This is a genomic window from Telluria sp. AIW5 (assembly GCF_056680575.1).
Genome location: NZ_CM155289.1, coordinates 5078603 through 5097990 on the forward strand (window position 1 = coordinate 5078603; position 19388 = coordinate 5097990).

General features: G+C 66.6%; 7 protein-coding genes. 4 read left to right on the top strand and 3 right to left on the bottom strand.

The genetic code is table 11. From position 1 onward, the window contains the following. Positions 1-240 precede the first annotated feature (240 nt). Together AC1MEM_RS22480 and AC1MEM_RS22485 are read left to right on the top strand one after the other, a co-directional pair. Positions 241-3096 (top strand): TonB-dependent receptor, encoded by a 2856-nt coding sequence (locus tag AC1MEM_RS22480; RefSeq protein WP_499474310.1) that lies wholly within the window; start codon positions 241-243, stop codon positions 3094-3096. Positions 3097-3424: 328 nt separating this feature from the next. Then, a complete protein-coding gene (locus AC1MEM_RS22485) occupies positions 3425-6112 on the top strand; it encodes a TonB-dependent receptor (RefSeq protein WP_499474311.1) in 2688 nt (895 codons plus the stop codon). Between the two features lie 204 nt (positions 6113-6316). On the opposite strand, the gene tldD is transcribed toward AC1MEM_RS22485, so the two are convergent. From tldD to AC1MEM_RS22500, 3 genes are all read right to left on the bottom strand, one after another. Continuing rightward, positions 6317-7777 (bottom strand): metalloprotease TldD, encoded by a 1461-nt coding sequence (tldD, locus tag AC1MEM_RS22490; RefSeq protein ID WP_499474312.1) that lies wholly within the window; start codon positions 7775-7777, stop codon positions 6317-6319. A gap of 315 nt (positions 7778-8092) precedes the next feature. Further along, complete coding sequence (locus tag AC1MEM_RS22495) at positions 8093-8890, bottom strand: carbon-nitrogen hydrolase family protein (RefSeq protein ID WP_499474313.1); 798 nt, start codon at positions 8888-8890, stop codon at positions 8093-8095. A gap of 4 nt (positions 8891-8894) precedes the next feature. Next, on the bottom strand, positions 8895-13055 hold the full coding sequence (locus tag AC1MEM_RS22500; protein WP_499474314.1) for a YhdP family protein: 4161 nt from the start codon (positions 13053-13055) through the stop codon (positions 8895-8897). A 174-nt stretch (positions 13056-13229) separates the two neighbouring features. Between AC1MEM_RS22500 and glnE the strand changes: the two genes are divergently transcribed. Together glnE and AC1MEM_RS22510 are read left to right on the top strand one after the other, a co-directional pair. Then, the gene (gene glnE, locus AC1MEM_RS22505) at positions 13230-15956 is read left to right on the top strand and encodes a bifunctional [glutamate--ammonia ligase]-adenylyl-L-tyrosine phosphorylase/[glutamate--ammonia-ligase] adenylyltransferase (protein WP_499474315.1); all 2727 of its coding nucleotides are present in this window, start codon (positions 13230-13232) and stop codon (positions 15954-15956) included. A 399-nt stretch (positions 15957-16355) separates the two neighbouring features. Next, complete coding sequence (locus tag AC1MEM_RS22510; RefSeq protein ID WP_499474316.1) at positions 16356-19232, top strand: TonB-dependent receptor domain-containing protein; 2877 nt, start codon at positions 16356-16358, stop codon at positions 19230-19232. Positions 19233-19388 lie beyond the last annotated feature (156 nt).

Below are 19388 nucleotides of genomic sequence, written 5' to 3' on the forward strand. Positions count from 1 at the left end.
TCATTTGCAGCATGAAGTGGAAGTGGCAGGCGAGCGGTTGCGACAACCCGACAGCCTTTTCAACGCAAGACTCATGTTTGCGGGATATCAGACATGCCCTTGTCATGAATGCAAAATTCGGGTCAAGCCCCGTTCAACTGCATCGTCCTTGTTTTGGATCAGCTTGCTCGGATTCAAACCATGTGGCCGATCAAGCTGCAGTCCGTGGATGGGAATGTCAACCTGACCTGGAGTGCGGACATGACTGAAACCTTGTTATCCCGATCGGTTCGCCGCCTGTTCGCGGGCAGCGGCGCCATCGGATTGACCCTGCTGGCGCTGCCGCAGGCACAAGCGCAGGAGGCCGCCGAGCGGCCGGCCGCGCGCGTCGTCGTCACCGGCAGTAACATCCGCCGTGCCGAAGCGGAGACCGCCTCGTCGGTGCTCACCGTCAACCGAGCCGACATCGAGCGCTCCGGCAAGAGCAGCGTTTCCGAACTGCTGCAGACGCTCGCGGTGGACAACCAGGGCTCGGTACCCAGCAGCTTCGGCAACGGTTTCGCGGCCGGCGCCTCGGGCATCTCGCTGCGCGGGCTCGGCTCGGCCTCGACCCTGGTGCTGCTCAACGGCCGCCGCATGGCGCCCTACGGGCTGGCCGACGACGGCCAGAAAGTGTTTTCCGACCTGAACGTGATCCCGACCGACGCCGTCGACCGCATCGAGATCCTGAAGGACGGCGCCTCGGCCATCTACGGCTCGGACGCGATTGCCGGCGTCGTCAACATCATCCTGCGGCGCGACTTCAAGGGCACCACGGTGCGCGGCTCGCTCGGCATGACCGGCGACTGGGACGGCGAGAAGGAAAACTACGCCATCACCCACGGCTTCGGCGACCTCGAGGCCGACCGCTACAACGTGCTCCTCAACTTCGAGTACAAGCGTACCAACAACATCTGGCTGCGCGAGCGCGACGACCGCCGCTACATCGGCCGTATCGACCTGCGCAACTGGGGCTATTCGGCGCAGGAGGCACTCGGCGGCACCGGCGCCATTACCGGACCGAACGCGGCCGGCAGCGCGATCAACGGCAACGTGCGCAATCCCCTCACCAACAACTACTACAACCGCGGCAGCCTCGACCCCGCGGCCGGATTCACGCTGCCGCAACCCGGGGCGGCCTGCGCGAACATCACCAGCCACCCGCAGGGCGACCCCGGCGGCGGCTGCCTGATCGATTCGACCCTGCAGTACAACCAGATCGTGCCCGAGCAGGAAAACTACAGCCTGTTCGGACGCGGCACCTGGCGCATCACGCCGGCGATCGAAGGCTATACCGAGCTGAACCTGTACAAGAGCAAGACCTCGTCCTCGACCACGCCCTCGACCGTCAGCGCCAACGAGGGCTACCCCGGCGGACCGGTCAGCAATGCCAATGTCGCGCTCGGCGCGGGCCATCCGGACAACCCGTATTTCGGCAGCGCCGCGCGGCTGCGCTACCTGGCCGGCGACGTCGGACCGCGCGTCTCGAATATCGATTCCATCTTCGTGCGCGCCCTCGCCGGGATCAAGGGCAATTTCGCCGGCTGGGAATACGACACCTCCTTGCTCTTCTCGCGCAATTCGGTCGGCAACGAGCGCTTCGGCTACCTGCAGCGCGACGTCGCGTTTGCGCTGCTCAATCCGAGCGCGCCCAATGTCGCCGCGGCGAGCGCCGGCAGCCCGGCCTACGCGGCGCTGCCGTCCGGCACGGTGTGGCGCATCGGCGAGAACGCGCCGCTGAACAGCCCCGCACTGTACGGCGCACTGTCGCCGGCGATCTCGAACGACGCCAGGACCAGGATCGTCCAGGGCGACTTCAAGGCCACGCGCGAATTCGGCCACCTGGAGGGCGGCGCCATCGGCGTCGCGGCCGGCGCCGAGTGGCGGCGCGAAGAGACCGAGCTCAAGCCGACCAGCGGCACCGAGCGCGGCAACATCATCGGCCTCGGCTATTCGGCCTACCGCGGCGCACGCAACGTCTTCGCGCTGTATGGCGAAGCGCTGGCGCCGGTGCTGCCGGGACTGGAGATCACGGGCGCGATGCGCTGGGACCACTTCACCGACGTCGGCAACTCGTACACCCCGAAAGTCGGCGTCAAGTGGCAGCCGGCACCCCAGCTGGCCCTGCGCGGCACCTTTGCGCGCGGCTTCCGGGCGCCGAGCTCGGCCGAGAACGGCGTCGGCGGCCTGGCCGCCTTCTCCACCGCAGCCGATCCGCTGCGCTGCGGCCTCGGCGTCGCCGCCGCCTGCAACCCCGCATCGGTCGCGATCATCACCTCGCCCAATCCGGACCTGGCGCCGGAGCGTTCGAAGAGCTACAACTTCGGCGTCATCTGGGACCCCTTGCCGCGCACCAGCATTTCGGTCGACTTCTGGCAAATCAAGCGCAAGAACGAGATCAACCAGGAACTGACCGATGCAGCCATCGCCGCCGGCCACGTCGCGCGCGACCCCAGCACGTCGCAGGGGCCGGGCGATCCGGGGGCGATCACGGCCGTGCTGGCGAACTACGTCAACTCGGCTTCGACCAGGGTGCGAGGGATCGACGTCGACGCCCGCCATACGGTGCGCCTGCCTGGCGAATGGGGTAACGTCCTGCTCGACGGGAAATGGACCTATCTCGACCAATGGCTGCGCACGGAGCGGAACGGCAGCGAGCGCGACTTCGCCGGCACCCACGGCAACTGCGACGTCACCAACTGCGTCGGCACCCCGGACCACCGCGTCAACCTGCGCGCCGCCTGGGACCGCGGCGACTGGCGCGTGTCCCTGAACGCCAACTACCGCGGCCCGATCGACAACGTGCGGTTCAAGGACGACCCGGCCGGCTGCGCCAGCCACTTCGCCAACGGCGACGATGCGCCGGGCGGCTGCAAGCTGGCCTCGTTCACGAGCTTCGACCTCGTGTTCCGGTGGAAGCCGCAGCCGGGATGGGAAGTGTTCGGCAGCATCGAGAACCTGTTCGACAAGGTGGCGCCGCTCGATCCGCTGACCTACGGTGCCCAGGCCTACAACCCGCTCGACTTCCAGGGCGCAATCGGACGTAGCTTCACGCTGGGGGCGCGCTATACCTTCTGACCGGAGGCAGTGCAGGACGTTCCTGTCAAAAGCGCCGGCCGGTGTTCCCGCACCGGCCGGCGCCCTTGCTTGCGGGTCCCGATGCCGGGCGCGCCGGTGTTGTGCGCATGTTACGGCTTTCCCCGGCAACCGTCGTTTTGCGCGCCAACGACACCAAAAGTCCAAGGGTCCTTGAGCGCGATCACGCGAATTCGCGGTTGCGATGCAAGACTCGGCTCCAACCACCCCACCCGAACAGATTTGTCCATGCTTGCGATCAATTTCTTTGCGTGAACGAATTGATCTGGCGCAAGGCGGGGACCAACCATCACGCTTCCAGGAGCCGGAAATGAATGCAACCATCTTGTCCCCAACGATCTTGTCCATTGTTGTGCGCCGCCTCTTCGGCGGCGCCGTCGCCGGCCTCGGTCTGCTGGCCTGCCTGCCGGCGGCCGCGCAGGACCCGGGCGACCAGCCGATGCAGCGCGTCGAAGTGACGGGCTCGTCGATCAAGCGGCTGGCGGCCGAAAGCTCGCTGCCGATCACCACCATCCGCGCCGCCGACTTCGCCAAGCAGGGCCTGACCACGGTGCAGGAAGTGCTCAACACGATCCCGATGAACCAGACCTCGACGGTGAGCTCCTCGTCCGTCGGCGCCGGCACCGGCGGACGGGCGACGGCCGACCTGCGCGGCCTGGGCGGCGACAAGACCCTCGTGCTGCTCAACGGCCGGCGCCTCGCGAACCACCCGTATTTCGCCGACACCGTCGACCTGAACATCATCCCGGTGGCCGCGCTCGAACGGGTCGAGGTGCTGCGCGACGGCGCCTCGGCGATCTACGGCACCGACGCCATCGGCGGCGTCATCAACTTCATCACCAAACGCTCGGTCAAGGGCAGCGCCCTCACGGTCGAAGGCTACGAGCCGCTGCGGCGCGGCGGCGGCGCCGAGCAGCGCATCAACCTCTCGGGCGGCTGGGGCGACCTGAACCGCGATGGCTACAGCATGTTTGGCGTGCTCGACTTCCACCAGCAAAGCGCGCTGCGCGCGACCGACCGCAGCTTTGCGCGCACCGGCGTGCGGCCCGAGCGCGGCCTGAACCAGATCAGCCGCACGACCTTCCCGGCCAACTTCTTTTCAAGCCTGGGCGTTGCAGGCAACCCCTACTACGGCGCCGGCTGCAGCACGACGGGGAGCCCCTCGCCCGACACCGCACCCGCGGCCGACGATCCCGTCTGCGAATTCGACTACACGCAATATATCGACCTCGTTCCCAAGACGCGCCAATACAGCGCGATGGGCAAGTTCAACCGCCAGCTCACCCCCGACCACCTCGCCAGCCTGGAGTTCGTCTGGGGACGCAGCACCAACGAGTCGCGCGTGGCGCCGCCGCCCATGTCGAACCTCGGCATCACCATGTTCGGCACCAGCCCGTATTACCCCGGCAATGGCCTCGTGCCCGCCGTTGCCGGCCTGACCGGCGAACCCCTCGACATCAGCTGGCGCCCGCTCCAGTCCGGCAGGCGCCTGAACTTCGACAGCAGCATGACCGCCCGCCTGCTGGCCAGCCTGGAAGGCAACCTGGCCGGCTGGGACTACAACGCCGGGATCTCGCAGTCGCAGGGACGTGCGCGCAGCGCCTTCCGCGGCGGCTACCTGATCGACCAGCGCATCATCGACGGGGTCGGCGCCGGCATCCTGAACCCCTTCGGCCCCCAGAGCCCGGCGGGTGCCGAGTTCCTGCAAGATTCCCTGCTGCTGGGCGAATACGTGCACGCGCGCATCAACAGCAGTGCCGTCGACGCGCGCGCCAGCCGCGAACTGATGACACTGCCGGCCGGTCCACTCGGCTTTGCCCTCGGCGCGGAGTTCCGGCGCGACCGCGCCCAGTATTTCGTCAACCGGCCCCTGGCGTCGCAGGCGTCGAGCTCGGGCTATGCAGACGCGCAGGACACGCAGGGCCAGCGCCGTATCTGGGCCGTCTTCACGGAATTGAACGTGCCGGTCATCAAGGACATGGAACTGAACTTCGCGGGACGCTACGACCATTACAGCGATGTCGGCGGCAGCTTCAACCCGAAGGTCGCGCTGCGCTACCAGCCGACCCGGGAAGTGCTGGTGCGCGGTTCGTTCAACAGGGGCTTCCGCGCGCCGACGCTGTTCGACCTGTACGCGCCGCAATCGACCACGAACAGTTCGGACAGCCATGACGATCCGCTGCTGTGTCCGGGCGGCGTGCCGGTGCCGGGCGCTAACCCGAACATCGTGTGCGCCCAGCAACAGAACATACGCCAGGGCGGCAACCCCAACCTGTCGCCGGAAAAGTCGCGCACCTACAGCGCCGGCGTCGTGTTCGAGCCCATCCCCGCGCTGACGCTGTCGGCCGACTACTGGAACATCAAGCTCAAGCACCAGATTAACTTCCTGGCCGAGCAAAGCATTTTCGGCAATTTCCCGAAATACCAGAACCTGTTCGTCTATGACCCGTCCGGCACGCGCCTGAACTACGTCCTCGACATTACCGACAACCTGGGCGAAGTGCGCACGCGCGGCCTCGACCTGTCGCTGCTGTACCGGCTGCCGCGCAACCCCCTCGGCAACCTCAGCCTCAGCATCGACGGCACCTATGTCAACAAGTATGAGTACCAGAACGAGCTCGGCGGCCCGTTCACCCAGAACGCCGGACGCTATGCCGACGCCACCCCGGTCTTCCGCTGGCGCCATAACCTGCTGCTGACGCTGGTACGGGGCGACTACACCTTCAACCTGTCGAACCGCTACATGTCGCACTACGAAGACCAGAACACGGCAGTCGAGCCGGAATTCGCCAACAACGTCCGGCATTACTCGACCTGGTCGCTGTCGACGACCTTCACCGGCAGCAAGATGTTCGAACTGACGGCTGGCATCAAGAACCTGTTCGACACGGAGCCGCCGTTCACCAACCAGGTCACCAACTTTCAGCTGGGCTACGATCCACGCTATACGGACCCGCTCGGGAGGACGGTGTATGCACGGCTGACGTACAAGTTCTGAGCGGAACCAGCGTTGCTCGTAGGGTGGGCGCCCCGTGCCCACCGAAAGCATGCGCCGCGTTGACGCTCCTGAGATGATCCGTCTGCGCGTCGTTCCGCGTGGGCACGGGGCGCCCACCCTACGGTTAAGCTCATCCGTTCGCGAAGCACCGACGAAAAAAATGCCCGGCAGTGCCGGGCATTTCATTTATCGCAGCAGCAAACCTTAGGCCGTACCGCCCACCGTCACCCCATCGATCCGCAAGGTCGGCTGCCCCACGCCCACCGGCACGCTCTGCCCTTCCTTGCCGCACACGCCGACACCCGAGTCGAGCGCCATGTCGTTGCCGATCATCGAGATGCGGTTCATGACCTCCGGCCCGTTGCCGATCAGGGTCGCGCCCTTCACCGGATAGGTGATCTTGCCGTCTTCGATCATGTAGGCCTCGCTGGCCGAGAACACGAACTTGCCGTTCGTGATGTCAACCTGGCCGCCGCCGAAGTTCACCGCGTACAGGCCGTTCTTGACCGAAGCCAGGATTTCGGCCGGGTCCTTGTCGCCCGCCAGCATGTAGGTATTGGTCATGCGCGGCATCGGCAAGTGGGCGAAGGATTCGCGGCGCGCGTTGCCGGTGACGGGCATCTTCATCAGGCGCGCGTTCATCGTGTCCTGGATATAGCCCTTCAGGATGCCGTCCTCGATCAACGTCGTGCACTGGGTCGGGTTGCCTTCGTCGTCCATGTTGAGCGAACCGCGGCGGTCCTTCAGCGTGCCGTCGTCGACCACGGTGACGCCCTTGGCGGCCACGCGCTGGCCGATCATGCCGGCATAGGACGAAGAACCTTTCCGGTTGAAATCGCCTTCCAGGCCGTGGCCGACCGCTTCGTGCAGCAGCACGCCGGGCCAGCCCGGTCCGAGCACGATCGTCATCGGGCCGGCGGGCGCCGGGCGCGCATCGAGGTTGACCAGGGCCGCCTTGACCGCTTCATCGGCATAGCGCTCGAGGATGGCATCGTCGAAATAGCCGTAGTCGAAACGGCCGCCGCCGCCCGAGGAACCGGTTTCGCGCCGGCCGTTCTGTTCGGCGATCACGGTGACGGACACGCGCACCAGCGGACGGATGTCGGCCGCGAGGACGCCGTCGCTGCGCACCACCAGCACCACGTCGTATTCGCCGGCCAGGCCCGCCATTACCTGCACCACGCGTGGATCCTTGGCGCGCGCCATCTTCTCGACGCGCTCGAGCAGGCGCACCTTGGCGGTGGCGTCGAGCGAGACGAGCGGATCGCGCGGCAGGTAGAGCGAGCGGCCGCCGGTCGGCGTCGTCGTCGCTGCGATCTTCACGCGTCCGGCGCCGGCGCGCGCGATCGTACGCGTCGCGGCGGCCGCGTCCAGCAGCGCGGATTCGGAAATTTCATCGGAATAGGCAAAGGCCGTCTTCTCGCCCGAGATGGCGCGCACGCCCACGCCCTGGTCGATCGAGAAGCTGCCGGTCTTGACGATGCCCTCTTCCAGGCTCCAGCCTTCGCTCTTGGTGAACTGGAAATACAGGTCGGCGTAGTCGACCTTGTGGGTGAACATCGTGCCCAGCGTGCGTAGCAACTTGCCTTCGTCGAGGCCAAACGGGCTCAAGAGCACATCGCGCGCGACAGCCAGGGAGGAAAGATTCGGTTCGAATGGGGTCATTTTGCGTCTTGTCGTGGTCTCGGTTGGATTCGGGCATTGTGCCATATCCGCCCGGATCGTACCGGTACGGACGCGGCGTTCCTGGAGCCCGGATGTCAGCAAATCGTAGGGGGCATTGAAGCCAATGGCTTCAATGACGGTTTCACCGGGCACTCGTGCCCACGCGGTCGCCCCTTTGCACCGTGATATTGCAACAAAACATCATGTGCGCTGGCGATCCCGCTGTTGGACGCATTGCGGCACGCAATGGCACGAACGCGTGGGCACGAGTGCCCACCCTACGTTACGCAACGGTTCCGGGCAAGATCGGACGGATCACAGCTTCCGATGCCGCAACGCCGGCAGGCTCTCGCGCACCGAGGCCAAAAACGCCGGATCCAGCTCGCCCGACACCACGCCCTCGCCTTCGCGCAGCACATCCTTCACTTCGCCCCAGGGATCGACCAGCATGCTGTGTCCGAACGTGCGGCGGCCATTGGCGTGCTTCCCGCCCTGGGCCGAGGCCAGCACATAGCACTGGTTCTCGATCGCGCGGGCGCGCAGCAGGACTTCCCAGTGCGCGCTGCCGGTCGTGTGGGTGAACGCGGCCGGCACGACGATGAGCGCGCATTCGCCCATCGCGCGGTACAGCTCGGGAAAGCGCAGGTCGTAGCAGACCGACAGGCCCACGCGGCCGAACGGCGCCTCGAAGCAGCTCACCGTCGCGCCCGGCACGATGGTGCGCGCTTCGTCGTAGGATTCGCTGCCCTTGTTGAAGCCGAACAGGTGGATCTTGTCGTAGCGGCCGATCGAGGCGCCTTGCGGGTCGTAGACCAGGGTCGTGTTGAGCACCTTGCCGTCCTCGAGCGAAGCAAGCGGCAGCGTGCCGCCGACCAGCCAGATGCCGTGCTCGCGGGCGAGCGCCGCCATGCAATCCTGGATCGGGCCCTGGCCTTCCGCTTCGGCATGGCGCACCTTGTCCACGTCGGTCATGCCCATGATCGGCCAGTATTCCGGCAAGGTCACCAGCGTCGCACCGCCGGCGGCGGCTGCGCCGACCAGGCGGCGCGCGGTGGCGAGGTTGTGGTCGACGTCGGGGGTCGACACCATCTGGACTGCGGCGACACGGGTCATCTTCTTATTCCTTCGCTTTGGCGGCCGCGGGGGCCGGCGGGTTGTCGAGTTTGACAATGGTAGGCGATTTCCACGGGCCCGTGATCCGCATCTGGTAAGTCAGCGCCTTCATCACCGGCGCGCGCAGGAACAATTGCGCGAGGTAGGAGCCCAGTCCAATGATCGGGTTGACCGCCAGGCCATACACGAGCGGTCCGGTGCCGAGGTTAAATTCGGGAATCACCACGACGTGCAGGTCGGTCGATTCGTTGGCGATGTCGGCCGTGCCTTCCATCAGCACCGTTGCGGCCACGCCGCGCATTTTCAGGTTGTCGGTCTTCACGACGCCGCGCGTGATCATCGCGTTGGCGCTGATGGCGTCAAAAGCGAGGCCTTCCGAGAACACGTCGTGGAAATCGAGCTTCAGGAGGCGCGGCAGCGCCTGCAGGCTGAGCACGCCAAGCAGCTTGGCCGCGCCCGGGTCCTGTTTGAGGAACTGGCCGCTGGTCACGTTCATCTCGATCTGGCCCGACAGCGTCGGGATGTCGAGCGCGTAGGGCACGCCGCTCCAGGACAGGTCGCCTGAGAGCTTGCCCTTGCCACGGCGCAGGGTTTCCGGGAAACCGAGGCGGTCGAGCAGGCGGCCGGCATCCGAAATGTCGAGCGTGAAATTCATGCCGGTATTGCTCTTGCCGTCTTTCGTCAGCCAGCGCCCGGTCGCCTTCAGCTGGCCGTCCGGGTTGGTCAGCGACAGGCGGTCGATGCGCCATTCCTTGCCGGCCAGCGCCTGTACGTTGCTCGCCTGCAGGTCCAGGCGCCCGAATTGTTTATTGAAGAGTTCAAAACGCTCGGCCACGATGTCGAGCGCGGGAATCGAGGCGCTGGCGCCGCGGTTCGATTCGAGCAGCTCCTTCACCTCGGCCGCCTGCGACTCCGGGATCACGAGCGAAGCCAGGCGCGCCGTGACCTTGCCCACGCCCTGCCCCTGCCCTTCGCTCCAGGTGAGATAGCCGGTGGCCTGGCGCGAATGGATGTTGGCCTGCCATACGTTGCCGCGGTGCGTGGCGCCGACCACGACGTCGGCCATGCGCCGTTCGCCGACGAACAGTTCCGAGGCGCGCGCCGCGATCGTCGTCGGCAATACGTATTGGGCAAAATTGGGACCAGCGGCCGCACCGGCGCCGCCGGCATCGTTGTCGCCGGCAATCGCGCGTGCCGTGTTCAGCCAGGCGTCGACATTCAGGGACTTCATGTCGACGTTGATCATCATGCCGTCATCCGGTTCCGGGGCCGGCAGGTTGACGCCGATGCCGCCGCGTTCGACCGTCCACGCGCCGTGCGGGGCCTTGCTGCGCACATAGCGCGCGGCTACCGCATTGCCCAAGGACAGGCGCAGTTCGTCGCGCCCGGTGCCATCAGCCGTGGTGGGCGCGCCCGTGAGGACGAAACGCAGCGGCAAGGCGTCCGCCTCGGGCTTGTTCAGCGGCGCCGGGAATTCCATGCCGAGCCCGGCGAGGTTCGAGTCGAGCGTGACCGTGAGCTGGTGGTCGCGCACGGCGACCAGGCCGCCATAGCGCGTGCTGCCCGACAGGCGCGCACCGAGGCGCGCCATCGCCGGCACCGGCGCGGTACGGCGCATGCCCTCGGCCGACAGGGTGCCGGCCAGGCGGATCGCGATGGCGCCGCCGGGCTGGGTGCCGCCGGACAGCGCCAGCGGGCCGCCCAGGAAATTGGCGCCGACGCCATTCAGGTTGACGCCGTGCTCGGTGAACTCGATCTTGCCGTTGGCGGCCTGCAGCGGCGGCAGGTCGGGGAACAGGCTCACCTCGTTGTCCTGCAACTGCAGGCTGCCCTGCACCTTGGTGTCATGCAGGTTCGCCAGCGGCAACTGCAATTTCAGCCCCAGGCGCGCATTGCCGGTGCCGAGCGTGTCGTCCGTAAAATGGCCGATCCAGCCCGGCACCGGGCTGGCCGCCACATAGCGCAGGAAGTCCTGCAGCGGGCCGGCGGCATTGCCGTCGATATCGAGCTGCATCTCGTGCGAGCCCAGGTTCGGGATCACGGCCTTGACGTTGGAGAGGTTCACGCCCTGCGTGCGCGCCGTCTCGCCAATGATTTCCATGCGCGTGCGGTCGAACACGATGCTGCCGTTCATGCTTTCCGCCAGCGGCCAGGCCGGCTTGTTTTCGGGCGTGCGGTGGAAAGGCGCGTACTCGAGCACGCCGCCGGCGATGCGCCCGGCGACGCGGAACTCGCCGCGCGCGCGCGCCGTCGCGTTGTCGGCGCGGAAGGGGAATTCGGCCAAATCCCCCCGCAGGCGCAGGCGTACGTCGTTGAGCATGCCGCCCTGCAGCGCCGTGCCCAGCCAATCGCGCAAATGCTCGGGCGTGGCCAGCGGCAGGAAGCGGCCGACCTGGGCGATCTGGAAGCCGTCGAGGCTGCCTTCGATGTCGGCCACGCCCGGACCGTGGCCCGGGCCCAGGGGCAGCAGGTGCCGTCCCGACAGGTTGCCGTGCAGGCCGCCCTGGGCGAACTCGAGCTTGTCGACCTCGACCAGCAATTGTTCCTGCGGCTGGTAGGTCCAGCGCGCGCCCAGCGCCAGCCGGTCGAGGGGCATGACCGGGTCCGCGAACCAGGCCGGCATGTGCAGCGCCAGCTTGTTCGAATCGATCGTGATGCTGCCGCCCTTCTCGGTCGCGTCGATCGCGCCGGACAGGTTGTCGAAGCCGGGCAAGGCGGGCATCGCCGGCTGCGCGGTGTTGGCCGGCGCGTCCGGGAGGGCCGCGACCGCGGCGCGCGCCGCCTGCGGGTGCAGGCTGAGGCCGTCCACCTGCCCCTTGATGCGGTAGCCGGCCAGGTGCGGATACTGGCCCTTCCAGGAGGCCGCGAAATCGAGCAGGCGTCCGCGCGGCGCGAAGTCGGCCAGCGCGCGCCGCTGCAGGGGCGACAGCGGCAACTGTGCCGCCAGCTCGGCCAGGGCCGCCAGGTCGACCTGGCGCGCCTCGACCGATACCTGCTGCGGCTTGCCGCCCTTTGCCGGCACGAAGGTTTCGGTGAGGGTCGCGGGCGGCAGGGCGCGGCCGTCGTGGGTCGTCACCGTGAAATTGTCCAGGCTGACCGTGTGGCCATTGGCGCCAAACGTCGGCTTGCCGTCCGCTTTACCGGGCAGCAAGGTCTCCTGGGCTGACAGGCGTCCGGACACCCGCGCCAGCAAGAGCGGCGGCAAGTCGGGTTTGACGCGCGCGGCCACGCCGGCCAGCGCCAGGTCGGCGGTGAAGCCGGCCAGGCGTGCATTGTCGAGCGTGACCCAGGCGCGCAGCGAGCCGCGCCCCTGGCTCAGGGAGAATGGATAGTCGAGGTAGCGGCGCCAGGCGGCCAGGTCCGCTTCGCGCAGGTCGGCGTACAGCTCGCCTCGCCAGCGCGCCACGTCGGATGCGCGCCCGCCGAAACGCGGATGGGTAAAGCGCGCACGCACGTCGAGCGGTTGGGCCAGTTCGGCGGGCGGGGTCGCGGTCAGGGCAAAGCGGTGCGTCGTCCAGTGGTTCTGCAGCACCACGCCGACCTCGCGCAGGGTCAGCAGCGGCGCGCCGCGCTGGGCGTCGGTCCAGTCGACGCGGCCTTCGCGGACCAGGATTTCGCGCTGGCGGAATACCCAGTCGCCGCCCGGCCCGCCCTTGTCCTGTTTCGGGTCGATGCGCATGCCGGCGACCTGGATCACGCCGTCAGGCCCGCGCCGCACGTCGAGCTGGGGCCGGATCAGCTCGAGCGTCTCGAAGCGCGGCTCGGCCGCCAGCACGCTCCACCAGGAAAAGGTGGCCGACACCGAGGGCAGCGCCAGCACCTGGCGCCCGGCCGTATCGGTGAGCGTGACGTCGCCCAGGAACAGCGAGGGATTCAGGCCGCTCCAGGTGGCGTAGAGGCGGGCGATGGCGACCTTGTTGCCGAGCGCATGGCTGGCGGCGCGCTCGATGTCGCCCTTGTACAGGTCGATGTTGGGAAGGATGGCGTAGCGCAGCGCCAGGAACAGGATGCCCAGGCCGAAATAGACGAGCAGCACCAGCTTGAGGGTAAAGCCGAGTACATGGTGCGAAGCCAGGTTGACATAGCGGTAGGCGGCACGCAGCCGCCGCCAGCGTTCGGCCAGCGGAACGGGCGCCGCGGGCGCCTGCGGTTCCGGGTCTTGCATCAAGGTGCTAATAAAGAAGGCTCGCCGAAAATGTAAGTCTGGTTCTATAAAAATAAGAGCGCTTGCCAGGGTTGCGGCGTCTACCTTACCATCCTGCTGACCGGGGCAGCACGGCGCGCAATTCTACCGCAAGCTGCTTGCCGGAACGCTTTTTCACTCGTGCCGGACCACCCGATGACCGATGCTGTTTCCGCCTCCCCTGCTGCTTGCGCCTCCCGCTTCTACCAACGCTGGATCGACGCCGCGCCCGGACGTGCGCAGCGCGTCGCACAACTGGCCCAATTATCGCTGGCTTGCCCGGATTTCGGCGCGTTGTTGGAGCACGAGCTGGCTGCCGGAATTCCCCTGCCGCGCGCCATGCGGCGCCTGCGCAATCTCCTGCTGGCGACCCTGATCCGGCGCGAGCTGGAGGGCTTGTCGAACCTCGACGAGGTTGTCAGCGCCATGACCGGCCTCGCCGACTTCGCGATCCGCACCCACCTGGCCGACCTGATGGCCGAACTGGTGGCCGCGCACGGCATGCCGATCGGTGCCGAATCCGGCCGCCCCCAGGAAATGATGGTGCTGGCCATGGGCAAGCAGGGCGGCGGCGAACTGAACGTGTCGTCGGACATCGACCTGATCTTCGTCTACCCCGAGGATGGCGAGACGGCCGCCGGGCCCGGCCAGCGCGAACTGTCGAACCACGAATTCTTCGTGCGCCTGGGACGGCGCCTGATCGGCGCCCTGTCCGAAGTCATCGAGGACGGTTTTACTTTCCGTGTCGACATGGCGCTGCGTCCGAACGGGAATTCCGGCCCGCTCGCCGCCAGCCTGAACATGGTCGAGGAATACCTGATCGTGCAGGGGCGCGAATGGGAACGCTATGCCTGGGTCAAGGCGCGCGCGGTGACCGGCGCGCCTGAAGACATCGCGGCGCTGGACGCCATCGTGCGGCCGTTCGTGTTCCGGCGCTACCTGGACTTCGGCGTGATCGACGCGATCCGCAACATGCACGCCCAGATCCGCGCCGAAGTGAAACGCCAGGAACGCCTGCATCCCGACCGCAGCAACAACGTCAAGCTCGGGCGTGGCGGGATCCGCGAGATCGAATTCCTGGCGCAAGTGTTCCAGCTGATCCGCGGCGGGCGCGACCCGGCCCTGCGCGAGCGCTCGACGCGGCTGACCCTGCGCCTGGTGGCCGAGCGCGAGCTGATGACGCCCGACACCGTCGAACGCCTGCTGGAAGCCTATACCTTCCTGCGCAACCTCGAGCACCGGCTGCAATACCTGGACGACGCCCAAACCCATACCCTGCCCGCCAACGATGCCGACCGCCAGGTGGTGGCAAGCATGATGGGCCTGCCCGATGTGGCCACCCTGCTCGCCCAGCTCGAGGAACGGCGTACCTTCGTTGCCGCCCAGTTCGACGACATGTTCGCCGACAAGAGCACCCCCGCCGGGGAAGAGCGCGCGGAGCTGGAAGCGATCGCGGCCGACCCGGAAGCGATCGCCGCCATCGAGTCCCATCTCGGCGCGCTCGGCTATGGCGACCCGGCCGGCGGCGCACGGCGCCTGGCGGCGACCTGGAACGCGCCGCGCCTGCAAAGCCTGCCCGACGCCAGCCGCGTGCGGCTGCTGGCCCTGGTCAACCTGGCGCTGCCGCAAGTAGCGACGGTGGTGCGTGAAGCCGGCGTCGGCAGCCATGGCGCCACGCTCGGGCGCCTGCTCGATTTTCTCGAAGCCATTGCGCGCCGCTCGGCCTACCTGTCGTTGCTCTCCGAATACCCGCACACGCTCGAGCGCGTGATCCGCATGATGCATGCCAGCGGCTGGGCTGCGACTTTCCTCACCCTGCACCCGATCCTGCTCGACGAATTGCTGGACGACCGCGGCGGCATCGACGAGCCGGCGGCACTCGCCGCCAGCCTGGACGCGAAGCTGGGAGAAGCGCTGGGCGACACCGAACGCCAGCTCGACATCCTGCGCGACGCCCACCACGCCCAGCTGTTCCGGCTGCTCGCCCTGGACCTGGCCGGCGAATTGTCGGTCGAGCGCCTCGCCGACCATTTATCCGCCCTGGCCGACGTCGTCGTGGCCGCCACCGTGCGCTGGGCCTGGAAGACGGTCACCACGCGCCACACCGAGGTGCCGCGCTTTGCCGTCATCGCCTACGGCAAGCTGGGCGGCAAGGAGCTGGGCTATGTCTCGGACCTGGACGTCATCTTCCTGTTCGACGACGAGGACGACATGGCGCCCTCGAATTACGCGAAACTGGGCCAGCGTTTCATCACCTGGATGACGGCGCACACCCCGGCCGGCATCCTGTTCGACATCGACACCGCGCTGCGCCCGGACGGCGCCAGCGGCATGCTGGTCAGTTCGCTGGGCGCCTTCGAGCGCTACCAGCACAACGCGGCCTGGGTCTGGGAACACCAGGCGCTGACGCGGGCACGTTTCTGCGCGGGCGATGCCGCCATCGGCGCGCGCTTCGAGGAAATCCGCGAAGCCGTGCTGCGGCGCGACCGCAGTGCCCAGGCCGCCGAACTGAAGGCCGAGGTGCTGAAAATGCGCCGGCGCATGCACGAGGCGATGCCGAACCGCAGCGGCTTGTTCGACCTGAAACAGGATGAGGGCGGCATGATCGACATCGAGTTCATCGTCCAGTACCTCGTGCTGCGCCATGCCGCGCACCACCCGCAACTGACCGCGAATGCCGGCAACATCGCCCTCCTCCACCGCAGCGGCGAACTGGGCCTGATCGACGCGGGACTGGCCGGCGCCGCCGCCGACGCCTACCGCGCCATGCGCAAGCTCCAGCACCAGCTGCGCCTGCAGGGCCAGGAGGCGCGGGTCGATCCGGCCCTGGTCGAGCGCCATGCGGCCCAGGTGCGGCGTCTGTGGCAGCACTGTTTCGACTGATCGCGCTCCCGGCAACGAAGCATGTCTGCCGGACCGGCGGCCGCCGCCGCCGGTCCACGCAGGCCGCGTGCAAGCCCCCCTGCGCGGCAGCTTGTTAATCATCACACAATCTCACTTTTTAAAGTGACGCATCATCGCGCCGGTCGCGCTTACGCTCCCAATAACCTCTACGCATCAGTTCGTCAAGACTCACACAATCTCACTTTTTTGAAATTACGCATATTTGCAACATTTCACAATTAACTCTTCCATTCCATTGACAGGCTTGTATCCGCAATGCTTCCATGACGCCCTTGCATTGCGGCATGACCGCGCACGCGCTGCAGCGGCCTCGCAATCGCAATGGGAATGACGGTGCCGCCCAGGCATCGAGGATCTTTAATTGAGGAGTTTTGCAACATGATGGAAACAATTTTGTCCCGGTCGATCCGTGTGATCTGCCTGGGCGGTATGACGCTCGGCATGCATGCCGCTTACGCCCAGGATGCGGCGCAGTCGATGCAGCGCGTCGAAGTGACCGGCTCCCGCATTCGTCAGGTCGACCTGGAAACGGCACAGCCGGTCCAGGTCATGACGCAAGAACAAATCCAGAAAACCGGCCTGGTGACCGTCGGCGACATCCTGAACCAGCTGTCGTCGGCCGGTACGCCGGACTTCGACCGCGGCGGCTCGCTGACCTCGAACCGTGAAAGCGGCGGCCAGTACATCAGCCTGCGCAACCTGGGCTCGAACCGCCTGCTGGTGCTGGTCGACGGCAAGCGCTGGACCCAGTCGGTCGATGGCTACACCGACATGTCGACCATCCCGTCGGCCATGATCGAGCGTATCGAAGTGCTGAAGGACGGCGCTTCCTCGATCTACGGTTCGGACGCAATCTCCGGCGTGGTCAACATCATCCTGAAGAAGAAAATGGATGGCGGCCAGCTGAGCCTGTACACCGGCGCCAACGACAAGGGCGACGGCCGTGCCAAGGACTTCTCGATCGCCTACGGCGCGAACAGCGACAAGACCTCGCTGATGTTCGGCCTGTCGCACACCGAGCAGGGCACCGTCTGGGCGCGCGACCGCGCGATCACCAAGTATCCAAAAGGTCCACGCCACCCGACCGCGGGCCTGGGCGTCGGTCCATGGGGTGAAGTCGGTCCATCCGACGGCCAGTTTGCCTATGACCTGGTCCTGAACCACACCGGTGGCGCAGGCGGCAACGGCGTCGGCGTCGGCGCCGATCCGCGCAATCCGGCCAATTACCACGACTGGGATGGCCGCGCTGCGGACAACTTCAACAGCGCCTCGCAGATGATGTTCCAGATGCCGACGCGCCTGGACACCCTGTTCACCAAGGGCACCATCGAACTGCCGTACAACATGCAGTTCAGCACCACTGCCATGTACTCGCAGCGCAAGTCGACCGCGCAGATCGCCGGCTACCCGCTCAACAGCGAAACCCAGTCGACCTTCCCGGTCTATGTCGATCGCAACAGCTACTGGAACGGGCTCGGCGAAGACCTGTACTTCTACCGCCGCACGGTCGAAGTGCCGCGCGTGACCGAGAACCAGAACAACACCCTGCACATCGACGCGACCCTGTCGGGCAACTTCGAAGTGCGCGGCAAGGCCTGGAACTGGGACGTGGGCTACAACCACAGCGCCGTCCAGGGCACCGTGCTCGGCACCGGCAACATCAACCTGCTGAACCTGAAGAACGCCCTCGGCCCGTCCTTCATGAACGCCAACGGCGTTGTCCAGTGCGGCACCCCGGACGCCCCTGTCCTGCTGAGCGCATGCCAGCCGTTCAACATCATCGGCGGCCCGGGCACCAACAGCCAGGAAGCCCTCAACTACATCATGTCGACCGGCCAGGCGACCTACGGCAGCACCATCAACAGCGCGACCGCGAACATCGGCGGCGAAGTGCTGGAGCTGCCAGCAGGCATGCTGGGCGTCGCCGGCGGTATCGAACACCGCCAGGTGCGCGGCTACGATATTCCAGGCCAGTTCGAGCAGTCGGGCTACTCGTCCGACCTGGCCGGCAATGCGACCCGCGGCGGCTACCAGGTGCGTGAAGCCTACCTGGAAACGAACATCCCGATCCTGAAGGGTGTGCGCTTCGCCCAACTGCTGAGCGTCGACCTGGCAACCCGCTACTCGGACTACAGCAACTTCGGCAGCACCAGCAACAGCAAAGCCAGCGTGATGTGGAAGCCGATCAAGGACCTGCTGGTGCGCGGCACCGTGGCCCAGGGCTTCCGTGCCCCGACCGTCGGCGACACCTTCGGTGGCGGCTCGCAGAGCTTCGACGAGTACCTCGACCCGTGCGACAGCGAGTACGGCCAGCGCAGCAATGCCCAGGTCGATGCGCGCTGCCTCTCGGCCGGCGCAGTCGCAGGCTTCCGCCAGCTGAACCAGACCGGCGCGCCGATCAGCGATTCGGGCGGCGAACAGGGTGCTTATGCATTCATGGCTGGCGCAGGCAACACCAAGCTGCAGCCTGAAAAAGCACGCACCAACACCATCGGCCTGGTCTACAGCCCGTCGTGGCTGACCGGCTTCTCGGGCTCGCTCGACTGGTACAGCATCAAGGTCGACAACCTGATCTCGGCCGTTTCGGCGACCCGCGTTGCCGAAAACTGCTACGTGCAGGGCCTGCAGTCGTTCTGCGACGCAATCGTGCGTGACCCGGTCTCCGGCCAGATCACCAACCTGTCGCGCGGCAACCTGAACCTGGGCGGCCTGAAGACCCAGGGCGTCGACCTGTCGTTCTCGTACCGCTTCCCGCGTACGCCGTACGGCCAGTTCGGCATCCGTTCGGACTCGACCTTCGTGACCAAGTACGAACAGAAGGCTGACCAGGACGCTGAATGGATCAGCTCGCTCGGCGAATACGACGGCGACGGCGGCACTGCCTACTACCGCCAGAAGTCGAACATCTCGCTCGATTGGAACATGGGTAACTGGAGCGCTACCTGGACTGCCCGCTACTTCGGCAATCTCAAGGACAAGTGCTACAGCAACAAGCTGACCGCGCCGGTCGAATGCTCCAACCTGAACGACAACGCCAACTGGGGCCGTGGCTACAACAAGCTCGGCGCGATGGTCTACAACGACATGAGCGTGTCGTACAAGACCTCCTGGAAAGGCACCATCATGGTCGGCGCCAACAACGTGTTCGACAAGAAGCCGCGTACCACCGTGCTGGGCGCAGCATCCTCGTCGGCTGTCGACGCCAACCTGCCGATCGACCGCTTCGTCTACGTGCGTTACAACCAGGCCTTCTAATGGCCGGGCCGCAAGGCCTGTCCTGACTGCCTGACCAATGCCCGCCGGGTTCGCCCGGCGGGCATTTTTCATGGGCGCGCCAATTCCGCCCCGCCACCACGGGTTTCCCGCCCCGCTGCGGTATCATGGCGGATTGTGCGGCACCGCCGCGACTCC